14 protein-coding genes are annotated in these 19,294 nt (G+C 42.3%); 3 read left to right on the top strand and 11 right to left on the bottom strand.

What is annotated here, in order from left to right; genetic code table 11:
- Positions 1–34: 34 nt before the first annotated feature.
- The 7 genes from MHB56_RS00275 to MHB56_RS00245 form a co-directional block, all read right to left on the bottom strand.
- Positions 35–1,654 carry a response regulator gene (locus MHB56_RS00275; protein ID WP_256717170.1) on the bottom strand — a complete coding sequence of 540 codons (1,620 nt, stop codon included), beginning with the start codon at positions 1,652–1,654 and terminating at the stop codon, positions 35–37.
- A 2-nt stretch (positions 1,655–1,656) separates the two neighbouring features.
- Positions 1,657–3,396: a sensor histidine kinase gene (locus tag MHB56_RS00270; RefSeq protein ID WP_341143120.1), complete on the bottom strand. Its 1,740-nt coding sequence runs from the start codon at positions 3,394–3,396 to the stop codon at positions 1,657–1,659.
- Positions 3,397–3,586: 190 nt separating this feature from the next.
- A complete protein-coding gene (locus tag MHB56_RS00265) occupies positions 3,587–5,173 on the bottom strand; it encodes an extracellular solute-binding protein (protein ID WP_036677074.1) in 1,587 nt (528 codons plus the stop codon).
- 66 nt (positions 5,174–5,239) lie between these two features.
- Positions 5,240–6,109, bottom strand: a complete 870-nt coding sequence (locus MHB56_RS00260; protein ID WP_036677077.1) for a carbohydrate ABC transporter permease — start codon at positions 6,107–6,109, stop codon at positions 5,240–5,242.
- 13 nt (positions 6,110–6,122) lie between these two features.
- A complete protein-coding gene (locus MHB56_RS00255) occupies positions 6,123–7,070 on the bottom strand; it encodes an ABC transporter permease (RefSeq protein WP_036677080.1) in 948 nt (315 codons plus the stop codon).
- Between the two features lie 376 nt (positions 7,071–7,446).
- The gene (locus MHB56_RS00250) at positions 7,447–8,028 is read right to left on the bottom strand and encodes a TetR/AcrR family transcriptional regulator (protein ID WP_076126541.1); all 582 of its coding nucleotides are present in this window, start codon (positions 8,026–8,028) and stop codon (positions 7,447–7,449) included.
- 91 nt (positions 8,029–8,119) lie between these two features.
- A complete protein-coding gene (locus MHB56_RS00245; protein WP_341143119.1) occupies positions 8,120–9,130 on the bottom strand; it encodes a fumarylacetoacetate hydrolase family protein in 1,011 nt (336 codons plus the stop codon).
- A gap of 166 nt (positions 9,131–9,296) precedes the next feature.
- Between MHB56_RS00245 and MHB56_RS00240 the strand changes: the two genes are divergently transcribed.
- Entirely contained in the window at positions 9,297–10,319 is a 1,023-nt protein-coding gene (locus MHB56_RS00240) for an MBL fold metallo-hydrolase (protein ID WP_341143118.1), read from the top strand.
- A gap of 199 nt (positions 10,320–10,518) precedes the next feature.
- Here MHB56_RS00240 and MHB56_RS00235 read toward each other — a convergent pair whose 3' ends face one another.
- The 4 genes from MHB56_RS00235 to MHB56_RS00220 form a co-directional block, all read right to left on the bottom strand.
- Positions 10,519–11,469 carry a hypothetical protein gene (locus MHB56_RS00235; RefSeq protein WP_341143117.1) on the bottom strand — a complete coding sequence of 317 codons (951 nt, stop codon included), beginning with the start codon at positions 11,467–11,469 and terminating at the stop codon, positions 10,519–10,521.
- Positions 11,429–12,022, bottom strand: a complete 594-nt coding sequence (locus MHB56_RS00230) for an RNA polymerase sigma factor (RefSeq protein ID WP_341143116.1) — start codon at positions 12,020–12,022, stop codon at positions 11,429–11,431. Before MHB56_RS00230 ends, MHB56_RS00235 begins: the two co-directional genes overlap by 41 nt.
- 224 nt (positions 12,023–12,246) lie before the next feature.
- Positions 12,247–13,122 (bottom strand): stalk domain-containing protein, encoded by an 876-nt coding sequence (locus MHB56_RS00225; protein ID WP_076126533.1) that lies wholly within the window; start codon positions 13,120–13,122, stop codon positions 12,247–12,249.
- A 397-nt stretch (positions 13,123–13,519) separates the two neighbouring features.
- The gene (locus MHB56_RS00220; RefSeq protein WP_076126531.1) at positions 13,520–14,401 is read right to left on the bottom strand and encodes an AraC family transcriptional regulator; all 882 of its coding nucleotides are present in this window, start codon (positions 14,399–14,401) and stop codon (positions 13,520–13,522) included.
- A gap of 117 nt (positions 14,402–14,518) precedes the next feature.
- Between MHB56_RS00220 and MHB56_RS00215 the strand changes: the two genes are divergently transcribed.
- Together MHB56_RS00215 and MHB56_RS00210 are read left to right on the top strand one after the other, a co-directional pair.
- Positions 14,519–16,636, top strand: a complete 2,118-nt coding sequence (locus tag MHB56_RS00215) for a DUF5054 domain-containing protein (protein ID WP_341143115.1) — start codon at positions 14,519–14,521, stop codon at positions 16,634–16,636.
- Positions 16,637–16,693: 57 nt separating this feature from the next.
- Positions 16,694–19,141: a glycoside hydrolase family 38 N-terminal domain-containing protein gene (locus MHB56_RS00210; protein WP_341143114.1), complete on the top strand. Its 2,448-nt coding sequence runs from the start codon at positions 16,694–16,696 to the stop codon at positions 19,139–19,141.
- Positions 19,142–19,294: the final 153 nt, after the last annotated feature.

Below are 19,294 nucleotides of genomic sequence, written 5' to 3'. Positions count from 1 at the left end.
GATTTCGCGAAAAAATCACACATTTTTTGCAACCTTAATTGGATTCATACCGTGTCATTTTTATCCGATATTGCTTAGGAGTATCACCCGTATATTCTTTAAATAATTTGCAAAAATAACCTTCATTCACAATTCCTACTTCCTCACACAATTCCAATATAGAATAATCCTGAACATTTAACAGCTCGAGAGCTAATTGGATTTTTTTACGATTGATGTAGCTGATAACGCCTTCATTCATTGTTTTTTTGAATAAGCTGCTAAAATACGATGGAGCTAAATTCACTTCCTCGGCAATCGCCTCGAGCGTTAATCGCTGTTTCAGATTTTTCTCTATAAACCGCATAGCACTCATGATTTCTATACGATGCAAAAGTTGGCCAGCGTGCACATATTCAAAGGTAAAGTCGCCAATATAGGCAAGCTGCTCCCGAAAAGCTAAAAATTCTATGGGAAACTCTGCTACTTCCGTGGCCAACTTGTTCCCCGATTTAAACTTCACAATAATGTCTCTGTACAAGTCTCTTAACATAGGCGCCATAATGGACTTATGGATTTTATGGTCCGTAACAAATTGGTTCAGATCAGCAAATGCTTTCTCCAGCTCTTCCTTGGAAACCTTTCTTTTCACCCCAGCAAGAAAATCAGCCAATTTCTGCTGAAATTCTTCTTTTCTGTCATTATGGTAATGGAACCGATGCATGGGTGTTTTTACTACTTTCTCTGTATGATAATAGAAATCATCACTCACATTTTGTGCTTCCGTGTAAGCTTGTTTGATGGATTCCCAGCCTCGGTGTGGACCTCCAAAAGCGACGGATACCCTTTGATTCAAATATTGATGCAAATGGGAGACGATCTGCCCCCCCAATGTTTGGCAATCATATTCCGTTTCCAGATCACTACGATTATTTTCCCAGGATAGAAAGCCAATAAACCGATTATCGGATAGATCCGCAGCTACACCACTGCCACCATTCATCACCGTTTCTTCGATTATATTTGTAATCGCATACCTCAATATGTTCTGATCAGACGCTGAATAATCATTTCGGAAACTTTCATACATATTCATTTCGACAATAAAGCAGCGATAGTTGGCTTGAAAGAAATGAAACTGCATACGATTGGCAAAATCTGATGCCCGATGAGAAGGGATTTCGCCTCTGATAAGCTCGTTAAAAAATTGCTTGCGGACTCTATATTTATTTTCAAGCACGGATACGTTTAAAGATTGAAATTCCGCTTCTTTTTTCTTAACTTCATTTAAAATCCCGGCTGCCTTATCTAAAGCTCGATCCAAATCCGCATCTCTGAGCGGAACCTTAACAATGTACTCCAATACGTTGGCTTGAATAGCTCTCTGGGCGTATTCAAAGGATGAATAAGCGGTCAAAAGAATGAATTGGGTATGGGGAAGCTTTGGCTTTAGCTGCTCAATCATGGAAATCCCATCCATTCGCGGCATGACGATATCAGATATTACGATATCCGGCTTAAGCTTTACGATCTCCTCTATCCCCTTCAGCCCATTATTCGCTTTTCCCACTAAATGAAATCGCTTATCCCTAAGGGAGCGCTCGTGAAAAAACAATTCCAATCTCTGAATGATTAGATCTTCATCGTCAACAATGAAGCAGGTGTAGTCTCTCATCATCATGCATCTCCTTTAAACAAGCCTGCTGGGAATAAGGCGCGAACCCGGGTTATTTCCTTAGGTATGCTTATGATTTGGAGCCCGAACTGTTCTCCGTAGTGAAGTCTGATTCGGTCATGAATATTATTTAACCCGATTCTTTTCCTTTTCAATTCCACATCCCCCGGTTCTGAAATTAAAATATGCTTTATTTTATCAGTTGGAATTCCCTCGCCCTGATCAACTACTTCTATGATGACGTTGCCACCCTCCCTGTACGCATGAATAGTAATAGGGCCTTCGATCCCCCCTCCGTTATAACCATGGAAGATACTATTCTCCACAAGGGGCTGCAACAGCATTCGAAAAACCGGAAAATCTATTAGCCCTGCTTCGATATTTTCGATTAAGTGGAAGTTTCGGTTATAGCGGATGTTCTGGATCGCGATATAGTCTGATACATTTTGCAATTCCTGACGCAGTGATACCTTCTCCGAAGCGTCGGCTATCCCATATTCCAATATTGAAATGAGAGACTCGATCACCACATCTACTTTCTCTATTTGTCCGAGTCGTATGACATTACTGATAGAACCAAGCGTGTTATACAGAAAATGAGGGTTTATTTGAGACTGCAGCACTTGAATTTCCAGCTTTCGTTCAAGTTCGTTATGAAGCTCTGCTCCCCGAATCAGTTCCACAATTTGCTGCAGCATACGATCGAATGCTCGGGAGAGATCTCCAAACTCATCATTTCGGTTAATCGATATTGTAGTTGTGAGGGAGCCTTGCTCCACCCGCTTCATTTTTGTTTTGAGTGCATAGAGCGGGTTCCTTATATATTTGGCAATAAAGAAGGAAACGAACAGACTTAAGAGAAAACCAGCAGCTAGAAGCTCGATATAATAGGTTTCCAATCTGGATAAAGCAGCTTTCAAGCGTGATTCATCGTTGATTGAGATGATGGTCCAGTTGAATTTTTCAGTCGGTTTTTTTAGAAGGGAAACTTGAATCCCCTCCTTGGTGTGCAGTTGAAGGTTTGTTTCTGTAGTATCCAGAATTTCTTCTGCTGACGTTTCACCGATTGAAAAAGTATGATCTTGAACATTCAGGGGGCCTTTATTTTCCGAAAATCCGGCAATGATTTTTCCCGATGCGGTGATTAGAGCCAGATTCATTTGTTCTTTTTTATTAATCTTGAACAAGGTATCTTCAATGGCATTTAGATCTAAATCTACTGCAATGGCCATAGGAAACGGAGCACTGTTCAGATATCGGACCATCGTAACTGTCCAGCCGGAATATTTAGATTTGTAAGGATCACTGACAAATGTAATCCTTCTATTCTTGTCAGCTGCATCAAACAATGGTTCTCTTTCAGCTAAAGGTTCATCAAATATTCGGGTAGGTGTACTTCCGCCTAGAATAGATAAATCGCTTTTGATCAAATAAATATTACTGACGTAATTACTGTTGAGTTCATAGAGCTCTCTTAATTGCTTTTTAATCACGTCCGGATTGTCAATGTTGGCTTTCACCGATGACTCGACCGAGAACAGCATCGTCTGGAAGGAGGAAAAATTAACTGTGAAATACTGATCAATCTTATCAAGTATTTGGTTGGTATAATAAATGTCAGAGGTTCTAATTTCCTTTTGGACATAGCGATAAGACAATTGGCTTATCAAGATTATGCAGCTTAACACAAATGCAAACACGATAAAAAATAGTTTTAAAGGCAAGCTGATTCTTCTTCGCATCGATCATCTTCCTTTTAAATCTGTAATAAACAAATAATAGCATATGATAAGAAGAAACGCCTTCGGCGTCCTTTTTAAGGACGATAAGCGTTTCTTCGAAAAATAGAAGGATAAAGCATAAAGTAAAACTTACACTTTCTTATATTTCAATAAAGAGAGGGGCTAATTATAGCCGCTCTCTTCGTTTGATTTACTTGATTAAGCCTGCTTCTTTAAATTGCTTGATTACTGAGTCTTTATACTTCTGCATGTCAAACTTAGTTTCCAATGTATTGAGGAAATTGTCCCAGTTCGAAAGAGGTTCTTTGCCAGTCATAAATTTGACCAAGCTTTCATTAATGTAACGTTGGCGGTCAGCAGCCAATGAATCGTTCGGGTCTTCAGTCAATAAATTCCCGGGCAACGTAGCCGCCACGTATTTCTGATTGTTCTCAAAAGCTTCTGCCGTCTTCGGATTCTGGAAGCTGAAGTACTCAGCATCATCACCACGACGCGGCATTCTATAATGATCGACCCATAAGTACTTTTCTTTCATTTCCTTTGATAATTCGGAGGTTTTATTTTTGATCTTGCCGTCTACCAAATCCCAATGAATCCCTTTAATTCCGTATGCAAAATTTGGATATGCTTCTTTGTCCGTAAAGAGATAATTCAGCATGGACAAGATCCGAATGATTTTGTCCTTATCCGCTTTCTTGGATATGGCCCATGAATTGCCTTGGAACGATTTTCTCTCTACAATTTGATCACCATAAGGACCTGTCATTGGAGGAATGACGATCCATTCCGGCACCTCTCCACTGATTTCTTTCATTTTTTGCTGATAATCTGGTTCCAGCCTGCGGGCATCTCTTATCATAAAGCCAACTTTACCCTTAAATAGCTTTTGGTCCAATAAATCGGGAGTATTCATCGTCACCCAGTCTGGATCTACAACTTTAGCTTCCATCATTTTATTGATATAAGCGAGCGCTTCTTTCATTTTTGGGTCGGTAAACAGGAACACCGGTTCATTGTCTTTCACATCAATGGCTGAGGGAGGATTGACTCCAAACATCCACATCAAACTATCGAAGCCATAGGTTTGCAGATTGCCTTCTTTATTCATACCGCCTATGAATCCGTACGTATCATTTTTGCCATTGCCGTCCGGGTCTTTCTCTGTAAAGGCTTTCATAACTTCAAATAGCTCGTCAGGTGTTGTTGGCACTTCCATATTCAGCTTTTTCAGCCAATCATTACGGATAAAGAAGCTTCGACTAATACCGTTTACGTTATCATAACCTGGAACCCCAATGGTTTTTCCCTGATAGGACATCGCCTCCCAGGAGTCGTTGCTAAAACGTTTCTGCAGTTCAGGGAATTGATCCAGATACGGTGTCAAATCCGCAAGAACGCCTTGGTCATAATATTGCGCGAGATCAGCCCGGCTCTTTAAAAAGATCAAATCTGGAATATCTCCGCCAGCAATGAGCGTATTTAATTTAGTCGTTGCTTGCCCTGATTGAGGAATCATCATTTCCAAGTCGATATTTACTGCTTTCTCCAACATTTGGCGTTGGATATCTTCTTCACGGGGAGGAATCGGAGCAGCAGCATTGAAAGTTCCTTGGTTAAACATCGAAATTTTCAATTTGGTTTCAAAGGGACTAGACTGGCCTTGTGAATTACCCGAAGCTGTCGATGTAACCTCTTTTTGTTCCCCACAGCCTGACAATACTGTTCCCACACCGACCATTGCTGTCAGAATAGCAAATGTAATCGCTTTACGTTGCATAATGACCTCTCCTTTGCTTCTATATTATCACGGTTTCCCCGTAACAACTCAGGTTGGAATATCTTTTTAACCTTTAACCGATCCCAAGAGCACACCTTTGGTAAAATGCTTTTGCATAAATGGGTAAACGATCAAAATCGGAACTGTAGTTACGACAACTGCTGCCATTTGTATAGCGAACGTACTAACAGCTCCGGTATTGGCAAGCGAATCAGCACTTTGTGTTGCGACGTTAAGCAGGATGTTGCGCAAGATCACTTGAAGCGGCATTAAGTTGGAATCATTGATATAAACAATAGCATCGAAGTAACTGTTCCAATGCCCGACTGCGTAAAATAAAGAAATTGTGGAAAGGACGGGCAAGGACAGAGGTAAAATGATCCGCCATAACGACTGAAGTTCACTTGCACCGTCTACCCTCGCTGATTCCTCGATTTCAGCAGGCAATTGCTCGAAAAAGCCTTTAATGATCACCAGATTAAATGCACTAATGAGATTTGGAATAATCAGTACCCACGGACTGTTTAGCAATCCCAGAGAGCGGACTAGTAAATAAGTCGGAATTAATCCTCCCCCAAACATCATGGTAAAGACAATGAATAGTAAAAATGGGCTGCGACCCGGCAAATATTTTTTGGATAACGGATATGCCGCGATTACCGTAAAGAACACATTGAGAGCAGTGCCCACAATCGTTCGAAACAATGTGATTTTATACGCCTGCCCAATACCATGAGAAATGAATACTTCTTTATAGGCTAGAAAGGTAAAGGTTTCTGGTATAATAACAATTCCTCTTCTTAGCACTTCCGATTCTGGCGTTACTGAAACAGCAACCACATATAGAAAGGGTAGTAAGCAAAGTAGAGCTAGCAAAATAAGAATAAAATAAACGAATGCTTGCCAGACCTTTTCTCCGATTGTCAAATTGATCATTTTGATAACCACCTCACCAAATTTGCCCATCGAATTTTTTGGCGAGCTTATTCGCTGCCAACACTAAAACAAATCCGATGACCGCTTTAAATAATCCCACAGCAGTAGCCAAGCCAATCTTAAGTCGCTCGAGCCCTTCACGGTATACCCATGTGTCTATAATGTCGATCTTCTCCTGATTAAAGCTGTTGGCAAACATGAATATTTGGTCAAAACCAGCATCCAGAATATGGCTTAATTTAAGGATCAGCATCAGAATCATCACGCCTCGAATGCCGGGAAGTGTTACATGCCATAGCTGTCTCCACTTGGAAGCGCCATCAATTCTAGCCGCTTCATATAAGCTTGGATCGATTCCTGCTAATGCTGCAAGGTACAATATCGCTCCCCATCCAATATCCTTCCATATTTCAGATAAGATGATCAGCAGTCTACCCCAGGCAGGTTCCGTTAGGAATGAGATGGGTTCAACTCCAGTTTCCTTCAAGATCATGTTAAAAAGACCATCCCCTGGGGCTAATAATGCCACCATCATTCCATAAACAATGACCCATGATAGAAAGTGGGGTAAATAAGTGATCGTTTGTACGATTTTCTTAAACCATTGGGTATAAACTTCATTGAGCAGCAAAGCAAGTATGATAGGAGCTGAGAAACCGAACAACAGCTTATACAGGGATATGATAATCGTATTTCTCATGATGTCCCAGAAATAAACGCCGTTCATAAAATCTGTAAAATTTCTAAATCCCACCCATGGGCTATCCCATAGTCCCAAAGCCAGATTATAGTTTTTAAAGGCAATAATGATTCCCGCCATAGGAATGTATTTGAATACGGCAAAGTAAACTAATGCCGGGAACAAGAGAGCGTACATCACTTTATACTTTTTTATCGTCCTTATCCATGAGTTCCGCTTTTTGGGGAGGGGAATGGCGTCCGCTGCCAATTTTGCTTGCATATCATCACCTCGTCTTTATTTGTATTTGTATAATAGCATCCCCCTACTGGATAAATTTCTGTAATTTCAAGAATTTCTTATAAGATATTAAGTAAGTACAGCCCTGGATAATTCCAATACAATAGGCATGATTGTCTTGCATTAAAGCTCGTACAATAACTCTGACTCGAAAGTTTGGGTATAGACTAAATACAATCCTGAGTTCCCAAATAAAAAAAGCCCCTAAAAAAATTGGGCTTAATTAATGGTCAGTTTCTATATAATGCATCCACGTATTTTATTTTCCATTACTAAAAACTACATTCATGAGCAAAAAAGGCATCCTCCATCCCTGTTCACGTAAGATTAGACTTCCCAATATATAAATCAATAATGCTTATGACTGGGCTAAAATTCCTTTAACAAACAATGAGACACTATGCTTGTAGAACTCTTCCTCGGTGACGAATTGGGATTGATATTGCCGGTGAATCAGCTCGCTCATCTGAAATCCGTAGCACATCGAGAGAAAAGACATTGCGACAAGACGCTCATCCTGTCTGGCGATAACTTTTTTCTTCTGCAATCGTTCAAAATATTCAACCAGCAAGGAGTGAAGCTTCGCCGGCGGATCGGCGAGCACTCTGTCTAATTCGGGAAGCATTCCTTTGTCGCGGATGCCAATCAAAATGATGTCAGCATTTTTATGGAAAAACAAACGGTACTGCTGACTTACATTCAGCAGATCGACTTCCGGATTATCGGTCGCTTCCTCTTTTAACAGCTTCTCAAATTGCGGAATATCCGAATGTCTTTCAATGATGGCTTCCAATATGCCTTGCTTGCTTCCAAATTGCCGAAAAATCGTAGATTCATTGACTTTAGCTTCCGTTGCAATGGCTTTGGTGCTTACTCCTCGATAGCCATTCTTTTTGATGAGCTGTGTCGCGGCTTCAATGATTCTGTCTGAAGTTTGCATTGTAGTTCTCCTTTTGCATATGTTAATCCTATTCTACTACAAGTTCTGCATATGCAGCAGGGTCGGGGTTCATCATTTTGATAAACGTTTTTTAAGGCAAATCGCTTCTTTTTTCCCAGCGGCTTGGTTCCGTAATCTTGACATGATCAGGCACCAATTGCGTGAGCGTGCCTAATTTATCAAATGTAATCTGGATTCGGTCAGAGGGCAACAGCCATTCTTCGGTCTCGATTGCGCAGCAATCCGGTATCGTCCCCATTCCTATAATCGTGCCCGGGAGCGGCGTGAAAACTTTGAGAACCTCCTCCATCACTTTTGCAGGGTGTGCAGAATACTCGGATGTGCTCCCCTTCCAGTGCAGTCTCTCCCCGATGCATACATTCACATCCAGTACCAGCGGATTGTCGATTTCATCCGGCGTAACCAGAAATGGCCCTATGCCTTTGCTGCGATCAAAATCTTTGCAGCGCGTCGGTCCGGTCAGCCCCTGGAAATCCGGCCATTGCACATCGCGGACAGTACTGTCATTAAAAATAACATAACCTGCAATGCAGTTCTCCATCCCTGTAACAAAGGCCAGCTCCGGCTCAATATCCAGGTAGGAAGAGTACGAAGGCCAATGAATCGTATCTCCATCGCCAATTAATGCATTATGGTTACATTTGTAATAACTGAAAGTTACTTTATTCGGATCTTGCTGGAATTTTTCAGCGATTTTTTGTTTAAGCTCTTCTCTTTCCGGCCCTGTATATTCTCTTTGCAGCAGATTTCCGCCAGCATTTCTCAGATGTCTTGGCGTCAGCCCGAAATCGATAAGCGCAGCCGGATTTGGAACTGGCGGCAGCAGTTTTACCGTTACAATCGGGCAGATTTCATTTTCATTAAATTGATGCGACTGTTCGACAGCATATTGCATCAATTCCTTAGCGGCATCATAACTTGCCGGCAAATAATGAAGATAGCTGTCCATACTTTCAAGACTGTCAACGAATGTTCCCTGCTTTTTCATGATTGCGGCAAAAGACACGACAAATTTCTCGTTAATTACAAGCCCAAACAAAGGTTCCTGGGATATTTTGGTTTGAAAGGTTACTAGCTTCATGTTGCAGCGCCTCCATACATGTAGTGTGATGTTGTTCTGTTACTATCATATCGCACAGCATAAATGCATGCAAGTACATGCTTGCATTTATGTTTTCCGTTCTCTATAATAAAGCCATAGTCAGTATGCCTTACCCCAAAAACATATACGAAAAAGGAGAATTTTCATGAAGTATGGACGTATTATCCAAAAACCTCGCGTTAAATTTATTGAAGTCGCAGATGGCGTTTTTGCCGGTATTTCGCCGTATCGCGGGATCAGTTGGGCCAATGCCGGGTTCATCAACAAGGGTGAAGGGCTGGTGTATGACACGTTCTTCGATTTGTTCCATGCGCGGGAAATGAGAGAGGCTTTTATGGAAGTAAGCAACGGCGGCTCTCCCGCATATGTGGTGAACTCGCACTATAACAGCGACCATGCCTGGGGAAACAAAGTGTTTGAAGATGCTTGCATTATTATGCACAAGGAAGCCTCCAGAGAGCGTCTCACCGAAAATATCACCTGGATGGACAGCGTCATCAGAAGAGGAAAGGATTCTACGGAATCGACTCCGGGCGAGCGATTTTTTGCAGCGGAATTTGAAGGATTCGACCTGGAAGGCGTAGAATGGGTGCTCCCGAATATTGAGATAAAGGATGATATCAACATCCGTCTTGGCGATACGGAAGTTATGATTTACAGCGTAGCTCCAGCCCACTCTGATAGTGACTTGCTGTTGTGGATGCCAAAAGAAAAAGTGCTGTTCGCTGGCGATGTCGTGTTTAATGGTTGTACGGCATACAGCGAAGAAGGAACCCTCAATTGGGTTAAAGTGCTTGATCGCATTATTGATGAAATTAAACCCGAAATCGTTGTTCCAGGGCATGGCGCCATTTGCGGTTTGGATTTCGTGAAGGAACAGAGAGACTACCTCTTGAACCTGATCAGCGAGTTCAACAAGCATTACAATGACGAAATCGATTCCTTGTCTCTGACCAAGCAAATGGATATTTCCCGCTTCCTTCATTGGATTCAGCCAGAACGCTTGTATGTTACAGTGGATATCCTATTGAAAAGCAAACGAGGGTTACCACCCTTTCCAATTTGGAACGAGGTGCCTGCTAAGCTGGAAGACATGAAAGCTTTTTTGGCTGGAAAATATGACAATCAGATCAAGCCATGGGACCCTATGAGTGTTTGGAAAGAATAGCAATTTACAGCTAACCTATGAAAACAAAAAACGGCCCTGTCGTAAATGATGCGAACAGCGGCCGTTCTTTTGCATTGTTCCACGGAATTAAAATCGGTGCTTAGAAACGATTATGATAAAAAATGAAGAAGGACTATGGTTTACTAGAGGGGAATCCCCCCAATTGGATGGGAGGAGATTCCCGTTGTTGTTGTATTTATTATTCCAAATAGCCTTCGGCAAGTTTCATTAGGGTTTCTTTGCTTACTTTATTTAGGTCACCCCGTAAAGTATAGGCGTATTTCAGCTTTTTGTCTGGGCTCTCGTATACCCATTTCAGCTCGTGCGTCTGCGAAGGAGCAAATTCTGTATGCAGCATTTCTACTCCCTTCACTTGAACCTTCTCCTGCTTAAATTCAACCTTCTCGTCAATATACATTGTAGGATCGCTCTTTCCACTCAGATTAGTGATATCAACCCCGATTTTATCTTCGCCATTTTGATACGTAGCAAAGAGAAGGAAAAACTGATCTGTCATTTCAACCGGCATCATGGCATATCCCTGATTGGATTCTTCCGCCTGCCTTCTCAGCTTTTCTGCCATTTTCTTTTTTTCTTCCGAAGAAGGAGGATTCACTTCCTGAGCATTTTTAAAGATTACGTCCGCCTTTTGGAATGTATAATTTCCATTGATGTTGTCTGCGATCTTAATGGATTTATCCGTAATCTTATCGCGCAATTGAGATGGATCATGGAAGATCGTCAACTTTGTTCCAAGATCTGTTTGATGATTCGGGTTATTGGCAACCATATAGAACAGCCCAGCTTCCCCGTTCTTAAGCACCTTTTCCTTCAGTTCAAAAAATGCCTTGAACCGCGCTGCCTCATCTTTCGTTTCTGTTTTTACGTAATCTTTTGTAGATTTAGTTTCATATACGACTTTGCCATCTTTATTGGTCAAAGAATGATATTGAACTGCCGCATAACCCGTGGAGGCCATTAACATCATCCCTAGACACGCAGTCAGAACAACTTTATATTTCATAAAAAACCGTTCCTTTTCTTTTGGCTTAGCATGTAATATTCTCATTACTTTTCCTGTCAAGTCGGCGTCGGGAATGCGCGGGTCATCAAACAGTTTTTTCAAATCCCAATCCCTGTCCATATTCATACACTCCCACTCCCTTCACTTGAGCGTAATACTTTCGAAATTTTGCAGATGTACGTTCGTACCTTTTACGAAGGCTGGCGCTGTTTTTACCGAGAATCAATCCAATCTCCTGATAGCTTTTATCCTCGACACAACGTAAGATTAACAAATTACGCTCTTCCGCCGATAATTTTGCCATGGCCTGATGTACGGATTCATCAAAATAGTTGGCTTCAATATGCAAATCGACTTCATTATTTTCTTTCTCATCTTGGTAAAAGAAAGGCAAATATTTCACCAACTTTCGCTTACGGATGATGTCGATACATTGATGGTAGGCAATCTTGTATACCCAGGCACCAAAATCCATCTGATATTGGGTATATTTTTTCAAGGTGCTGAAGGTCTTCAAAAATACCTCCTGTGCGTTTTCCTCGGCTTCGGCATAATTGCCCAGCATGTGATAACAGTAGAGAAAAATCGGTTTTTGATAAATCTCCATGATTTTCTCGAATTGTTCTGTGTTCCCATCCAACACATCTGCAATGATCTGATTTAACTCCGTATCATTCAAGCTGTCTCCCCCCCTTTCACTCTATACAACGAAGAGCTCAACCTAAAATGTGACTGCAATAAAAATCTCAAGAATAAATCTTCTTTATTAACCCCTCGTTTTTTAGCATCTCCCCTGGCACATATTGATTTTCAAACTTTAATATTAATAAACATAACAAAAAAGCCCTTCTTGTGAGGGCTTTCTTTGTTTTTCTTACTCAAATATCAGGAGCCTATGAATAATTATTGAGGTTGAAAATCTGAGAACCCTGAGATTAGTACCCTCAACCCCTTGCTGACGCTATCGACCTTCCATACACCATTCGTAAATACGAGAGTGATCGTACGATCCTCGGCATATTGATCTTCTCCTGTTAGACCATTTGCCAATATAACCGATTGCGCAAGCGTGGCTAAAGTCTTGTTAATGTATACTGGCGACGAGGCAGGCGATTCATAGGTACTAGCTGTATTCAAGCCTTTATTTTGAACGATAGACTTAATTAATTTATCGGTAAAGTACGGTTTGAAGTAGGAACTAATATTTTTAATTGAAGAGATATCAGCTGCTTGATTTAATTTATCGGAGAGTTGTTTTAACCGTGGATCCATAATTTTCTGCTTATCAGAGATTTGAATAGATTGTTGCTCCATGTTGACTACGAGTTCCTTACCCCCCAATGTTATGGTCGCCTGCTTAGACTGTTGGTTCCATAAGACATTTGCACCTAGCGATTGACCGACAAAGCGTAGCGGAACATAGGTTGTTCCTTTAATGACCTGCGTGGCAGTATCTATATCAATATATTCCCGGTGCGGAATATCCGGGTTATCTGTAGTCGGTGGTGATTCAATAATTGCGCGTTTGAAATTTGCAGCAAGCCAGAGGGTCGTGTCTCCATTTTTAATCTTTACTTCTTTCTCCGTTTGAAACCATTCCACACTTGCGCCTAAATTTTCTGAAACAGCTCGTAACGGAATGAGAACTCGACCGTTGTTAATTTGGCCGTTATTTATGATCGTAGGTTTGGATGTATCCGCTGCAAAGCTATGCACCGGTATTACTGGAAGCACAAGTAAAGCTGAGGCAAATAAGGAAATCATCAATTTTTTCTTCATAATAAAACCTCCCATAATAGATTTATCTTAATAATAGAAGTTTTCCTTTCTTATTTTGTTTGAGTTGTTTGAATACCCAAATTGTTATAAGTTTATCCAATATTTATACACTATTACATGCAACGAATCTAGAGAAACTTCCATACTATTAATGAGCTGTAGCGTAAGCGATGCTGTATCTCAGAATCGCGTCCGTAGAAACATCAACAAATTGCCGAAAGCTTTAAGCGCTTTATTTGACTTGAAAGATTTAAGTACATCCAATGCGCTAGTTGAGAAGCACTGTCCGGGCCGGCGTTCGAGAATAAACCTGTTCATCAAGTCCTGCCGATCAATCTTTAAGTTCATATGACCACTCCGTTATATGACGAGTGTTTTCAAAATTTCAATACCAAATTCATCGCTGCATATTCTGCTTTCTCCAGGCCTTCGGTGTCACCCCTATCATTTTTTTAAATACTGTAGCAAAATGCTGACTTGTCTTAAATCCAAGTTCCATGGCAATATCCGTGATGGACATCTTCGATTCCTTCAGCATCTGGCTTGCACAATCTATACGAACTCGTTCCATATACACTATAGGCGATTGTCCATTCGTCTCTCGGAACACACGATAGAAATGCGACTCACTCAACCCGAACTCCTTTGCAAGCTGTTCAATTGAATAACGAGCAGATGGATTCTGCTGAAGTCTGTCCTTCAGCTGCTGCGTGTAGGTATGCATGTTTGGGGAATGCACAACAAGCTGCGAATGATGAAATAGATGCAGCAAAATTTCCATGACATAATGCCGAAGTTGAAATTCCAGCAGTACCGTACTCTGGTTCTGTAGAAGCTGCTTCAATTGTTTGAAATAGACGACAACGTCCTTGCTGACCAATTGAATGCGTGGACAGTTCTGCATCCAATTAACGAAGATCTGACGCTCCTCCTCTTGAAGCCCGAACCATTCCTTGTTTCGGGCTGGGTCGCGAATAATCATCCACCAAATGGTGGATGGACCAATATAATCAAATTTGGCACGGTGCCGCTCCCCCGGACTTGTATGTATAACTTGCTGGGCATTCGTATGGTATGTTTCGTCTCCGATCTCCCAGTCGACAGCCCCCTGATCAACATAGACGAATTCGTATGCATCCTCATGCACATGATTCGTTAAAGGCATCGCTTTACTAAAATGGTCATACCCCATTAACAATAAATCCTTTACTCGAGCCGAGTTGCCATTCTCTCCCTCTATGACATATACCCACCGTTCATTTTTGATATGATTCGCCACAATCTATACTCCACCTCTGCTTGATTTGTTTCTGATCCTATTCAATATAAATCGAAAAGTCAAATGAGATAAATTGCTATACACTGAAATCGTGATTATGAGGAAGGAGCGATGAACTTGAATCAGAGCGCAACACACATTCACGTTATATTCAAAACACACTTGGATATTGGCTACACGGATTTCGCGAAAAATGTGACGGACCGATATATGGGGCAATTTTTTCCAAGTGCGATTCAAACAGCGAAATATTTTGCCGGGAACCCGGAGAAAGGTTCCTTTATCTGGACAACGGGCTCATGGTTAATCCATCATCTATTAAAGCACGGTTCCAACGAAGTAAGACAACAAGTCGAAGAAGCGATTGCAAAGGATTATTTAAGATGGCATGGTCTCCCTTTCACCACATATACCGAGTTATATGATCGCGAATTGCTTGACTATGGCATTCAAATGGCGACGCGACTTGATGAGCGATTTGGCAAGCGTACGATCGCAGCCAAAATGACGGACGTTCCCGGTCATACACGCTCGTTAATCACGCATATGGCAAAGGCTGGTCTAAAGTATTTGCACTTAGGCGTTAACCCTTCCAGCTATGTTCCTCACGTTCCTGAAATGTTCTTATGGCGAAATACGGACGGATCTGAAATTGTTGTCCACTACAGCAAAGATTACGGCACAACCTTTGACATCGAAAGTTTGAACGATATCCTTTACTTCGCGCATACCCATGATAATCATGGCCCTTCTACGGTGCAGCAGATTGAAGCTGAGTTCGCCAAGCTGCGAGAAGCTTATCCGCAGGCAGTGATACAAGCTTCCACATTAGACCAGTATGCCGAAAAGGTATGGGCTATTCGTAATACCTTAACTGTCGTAGAAGAAGAAATCGGCGATAGCTGGATTCACGGTTCTTCCACCGACCCTTACAAATTAGCATGTTACCGAGAATTGCTACGCTTGAAGAGTAAGTGGCTGGAAGAAGGGGCGTTAACAGACAGCGATGAAGAATATCGCAATTTCTGTGATGAGTTAATTATGATTCCTGAGCATACGTGGGGTGTAGATATCAAAAGATATCTTGCAGATTATATCCACTATGGTAAAGATGACTTCCAAGAAGCACGCAAACGCGATAAGGTCGATATCAACTTAAACCCGCTGGAATATCGGTTCTACGAAATGAACTCCCGCGCTGAAATGATTGAAATGTTTGGTGAGGAAGCCGATGCCAAGCTGAATGCACGTTCCTTTAGTCTTATAGAGAAGTCTTGGCAGGAACAGCGTGAATACTTGAAACAAGCAATCCAAGCACTTCAACCTGAACGACAAGAGAAAGCCGAAGTTGCCCTGCTCGCGTTGAAACCATCTCGTAGCACTCTAACGGATGCAACTATCTTATCAAGTGACCAGCCTTATGTATTAGGAGATTTTGAGGTTGTGTTTGAGGATAGTGGCGCAATTGTCGGACTGAAAGATGCTCGCGGTCGGGCATGGGCCGGTCCAAAAAATCAAATTGGTTTATTCTCCTACGAAACTTATTCGCAGGCCGATTATGACCGATGGTATCGTGAATATCATCTCAGATGGAGACATACGCATGTGTGGGCAACCGGAGATTTTGGGAAACCAGGGATGGACTTAACCCACGAGTGGATAGCACATGAAGTTATGACACCAAGGCTTCAGTCTTTGCAGGCTGTCTTTTGTGAAGAGCAAGATGTCGTGCTTGCAAACCTACGTATGCCGAGAGCGGCATGTGAGCGTATGGGCGCTCCACGGGAATTAACGCTTGAGTATGTCTTTAAAAAACATACGCATACAGTGGAATGCAAGCTGCAGTGGTTTGACAAAGATGCCTATCGCCTTCCTGAAGCTTCTTGGATGAGCTTTAATCCGATCGTGAACAATCCAAATCAATGGAAGCTGGACAAAATCGGACAACTCATCTCACCTTTGGATGTCGTTCAAGGTGGAAATCGCAACATGCATGCGGTTCAGCAAGGGATGTACTATGCAGCAGCAGATGGAAAAGTGCAAATCGATACGTTGGATGCTGCACTTATCTGTCCTGGGAAGCCACGCTTGCTTCAGTTTGATCATACTTTTGCTCCGCTTACCGGAGGTATGCATGTGAATTTGCATAACAATGTATGGGGAACGAACTTCCAAGCATGGTATGAAGAAGATGCTTTGTTCCGCTTCAAGCTGTATTTTCAATCACATATATAATTTCCCTTCGTTTATATCTCGATTCGATAATCCTGTAATTCCGAAAGGAGCTCTACGATGAATCAGCACAAACCTTGGACAATTTACGTCATTCAACATTCCCATACCGATGTCGGCTATACCGAGCGTCAAGAAAAAATTCGTCAATATCATGTCAATTATATTCGGCAGGCTCTGCAAATTGTACGTGATATTGAGAGCGGCGCCAGACCTGACTTAAAAGGCTATAAGTGGGTATGTGAAACCTATTGGCCTGTTGAATCCTTCCTATTGAAAGCCACAGACATAGAAAAAGAAGAACTCGCTCATGCGGTGAAGAAAGGTTATATCGGTCTCTCCGGCACCTATCTCAATTTCGGTGAGCAATTAAATCAAGAGATACTCTCTATCATGATTAAGCGGATAACAGATTATGGACAATCGATTCAATTCCCGGTACGTTCTGCGATGACGGCAGACATTACAGGCTTTGGTTGGGGATACAGTCAAGTGCTGGCGGATGCAGGTATCGAGAATTTGATTACATGTATTCATACGCATCATTCCATGTTTCCACTGTGGAAGAAGCAGATTCCGTTTTGGTGGGAAACGCCGAAAGGAGATCGTATTCTCACCTGGAGCGGTGAGCATTACATGTTCGGCAATGATCTTGGATTGACCCCAGGCATTGGCGGATCTTATACGATTCGCGATGATCATGATGTCCGAAACGGTGTATCCTTTGAAGTGGCCGAAGCACGTTTTGATCGTTATTTACAGCAATTGGTTGCTGATGGTTACACGTTCCCGTTCGTACCGGTGATGGTGTCCGGACTTCCTACCGACAACGGCTCGCCGAACGCAGCGTTGATGGATTTTGTGAATCCATGGAATGAGAAGCATGGCGAACGCATCCGGATTCAACCGGCGACCTTGGACGATTTCTTTGCAGATTTGAGAGCTTATGCAGAGGAGCATCCCGAGGAAATCGAGACCTTCCGTGGGGACTGGCCAGATTGGTGGACAGATGGCTCGGCGACGACGCCGATGCATGTACAGATTTTCCGTGAAGCACAACGTGTCTATACAAAGGTGAAGCTTTTAGATCCCGCATGCGAGATCGTCCCCAAAGAACGTCTTGAAGCAATGGAATATGAGCTAGCGCTATTCGCTGAGCATACATGGGGTTATCATTCCTCGGTCACCGAACCTTGGAATCCGTTCGTTCAAGAGCTTGGCTGCAGGAAAGAAGCCTATGCGGCCAATGCCAGCTCACTCGCTCATACCGCTTTATACGACATCCTTGAGGCTCGCGGTGACGCTTTGCTTCGTCCTAATTGTCCAATGAAATTTAAGTTATATAATCCTAATGATTTTGCGCAAACTGATTATGCTGAACTCATTATGGAAGGCTGGAATATATCGGAATTGAAGAACGGTTTTGAAGTCATGGATGAATCGACGGGCACTGAATATGAGGTGCAAATGGTTACAGGGCACCGCGGTGTCATCCTTACCATTCCGGTAACGCTTCAGCCAAAGCAGCAGGTACAATTGACGATCAAGTCTCTTATCAATCACAAACCTGTAACTGCGTATCGAACAGATTATGTAGGCTCGGATCGTATGTTGGATATCATCCCGCCAGTCGCACCGAAGCTTCACGTTACGCCGAAATATATGGAATCGCAATACGTAAGACTTGAATGGGAGATCGGTGCTGGCATCACGAAATGGATCGACAAGACCGTGAATCAGAACCTGCTTCGTGCAGATCGGAATCACCATGCATTTTCTCCTGTTTATAATGTGACTCGGGCAGCTAACGAATTTGGTATGTATGATGTTCGGCGCAAGATGGGACGCAATCGTAGAGGCCCTGATGCAATTACTTCTGTGGGAACACTGGTTAATGTTGATATTGTTGAAAAAGGCGCACTATACGCTAAAGTTCGTCTGACATACAGCGTCAATGGCTGCAGTCATTATTCCTTACTTGTCACCTTATACAGTGATCGTGCGCGAATTGATGTTGCCGTACGCATGCATAAGGAAAGTGTATGGGACCCAGAAAATCTATACATTTCTCTTCCGTTCGGAAGTGCTCCCTCTTCACCGCAGCAAGAACTATGGATTGAAAAAACCGGTGCGTCAGTACGACCGCGTATCGACCAACTCCCGGGTTCCCTTGCCGATTTCTACTGTGTTGATGAGGGTGTGGCGTATATCAGTGAAGGACGAGGGATTGCGATTGCCATGCCGGACACGCCGCTGATTCAAATCGGTTCATTAGACTATGAGGATCGTCTTCTGAGCGGCCATCCGGAGCTTGCCCATGATCCAGCCCACCTGTACTCATGGCCCATGAATAATTATTGGGAGACAAACTTTAAGGCGACACTGGGAGGATTCTATGAATTCCGATATTATGTTACTTGGGGTGAGGAACTTCATACCCCAGAATCTGCAATGAAGGCGTGCAGGAGCATGAACGCGGGTATCCTGTCTTGGAGAACAAATTTATAAGCAATAATCATTGAAAATAATCTCCCTACAAGATGTCTCTTCTCCCTTAACATAGTAAACTAAAAAGTTGATCTGCAAAATAGATCAACTTTTTAGTGTCACGTAAATTGAGGGCTTCTCCGAGATTAAACCTCCCCATCGTTCAACATGCCA

The sequence above is a fragment of the Paenibacillus sp. FSL H8-0315 genome (assembly GCF_038005365.1).
Classification (GTDB): Bacteria; Bacillota; Bacilli; order Paenibacillales; family Paenibacillaceae; genus Paenibacillus_AQ; species Paenibacillus_AQ odorifer.
The sequence above is the reverse complement of the archived record's forward strand: the minus strand, read 5'-3'. Positions and strand labels throughout refer to the sequence as shown.

Bases quoted from the DNA above. Each gene is read 5' to 3' on its own strand.
- MHB56_RS00225 (WP_076126533.1), bottom strand. From the start codon at position 13,122: ATGAAGAAAAAATTGATGATTTCCTTATTTGCCTCAGCTTTACTTGTG.
- MHB56_RS00255 (WP_036677080.1), bottom strand. From the start codon at position 7,070: ATGCAAGCAAAATTGGCAGCGGACGCCATTCCCCTCCCCAAAAAGCGG.
- MHB56_RS00235 (WP_341143117.1), bottom strand. From the start codon at position 11,469: ATGAATATGGACAGGGATTGGGATTTGAAAAAACTGTTTGATGACCCG.
- MHB56_RS00245 (WP_341143119.1), bottom strand. From the start codon at position 9,130: ATGAAGCTAGTAACCTTTCAAACCAAAATATCCCAGGAACCTTTGTTT.
- MHB56_RS00210 (WP_341143114.1), top strand. From the start codon at position 16,694: ATGAATCAGCACAAACCTTGGACAATTTACGTCATTCAACATTCCCAT.
- MHB56_RS00275 (WP_256717170.1), bottom strand. From the start codon at position 1,654: ATGAGAGACTACACCTGCTTCATTGTTGACGATGAAGATCTAATCATT.
- MHB56_RS00265 (WP_036677074.1), bottom strand. From the start codon at position 5,173: ATGCAACGTAAAGCGATTACATTTGCTATTCTGACAGCAATGGTCGGT.
- MHB56_RS00260 (WP_036677077.1), bottom strand. From the start codon at position 6,109: ATGATCAATTTGACAATCGGAGAAAAGGTCTGGCAAGCATTCGTTTAT.
- MHB56_RS00250 (WP_076126541.1), bottom strand. From the start codon at position 8,028: ATGCAAACTTCAGACAGAATCATTGAAGCCGCGACACAGCTCATCAAA.
- MHB56_RS00270 (WP_341143120.1), bottom strand. From the start codon at position 3,396: ATGCGAAGAAGAATCAGCTTGCCTTTAAAACTATTTTTTATCGTGTTT.
- MHB56_RS00240 (WP_341143118.1), top strand. From the start codon at position 9,297: ATGAAGTATGGACGTATTATCCAAAAACCTCGCGTTAAATTTATTGAA.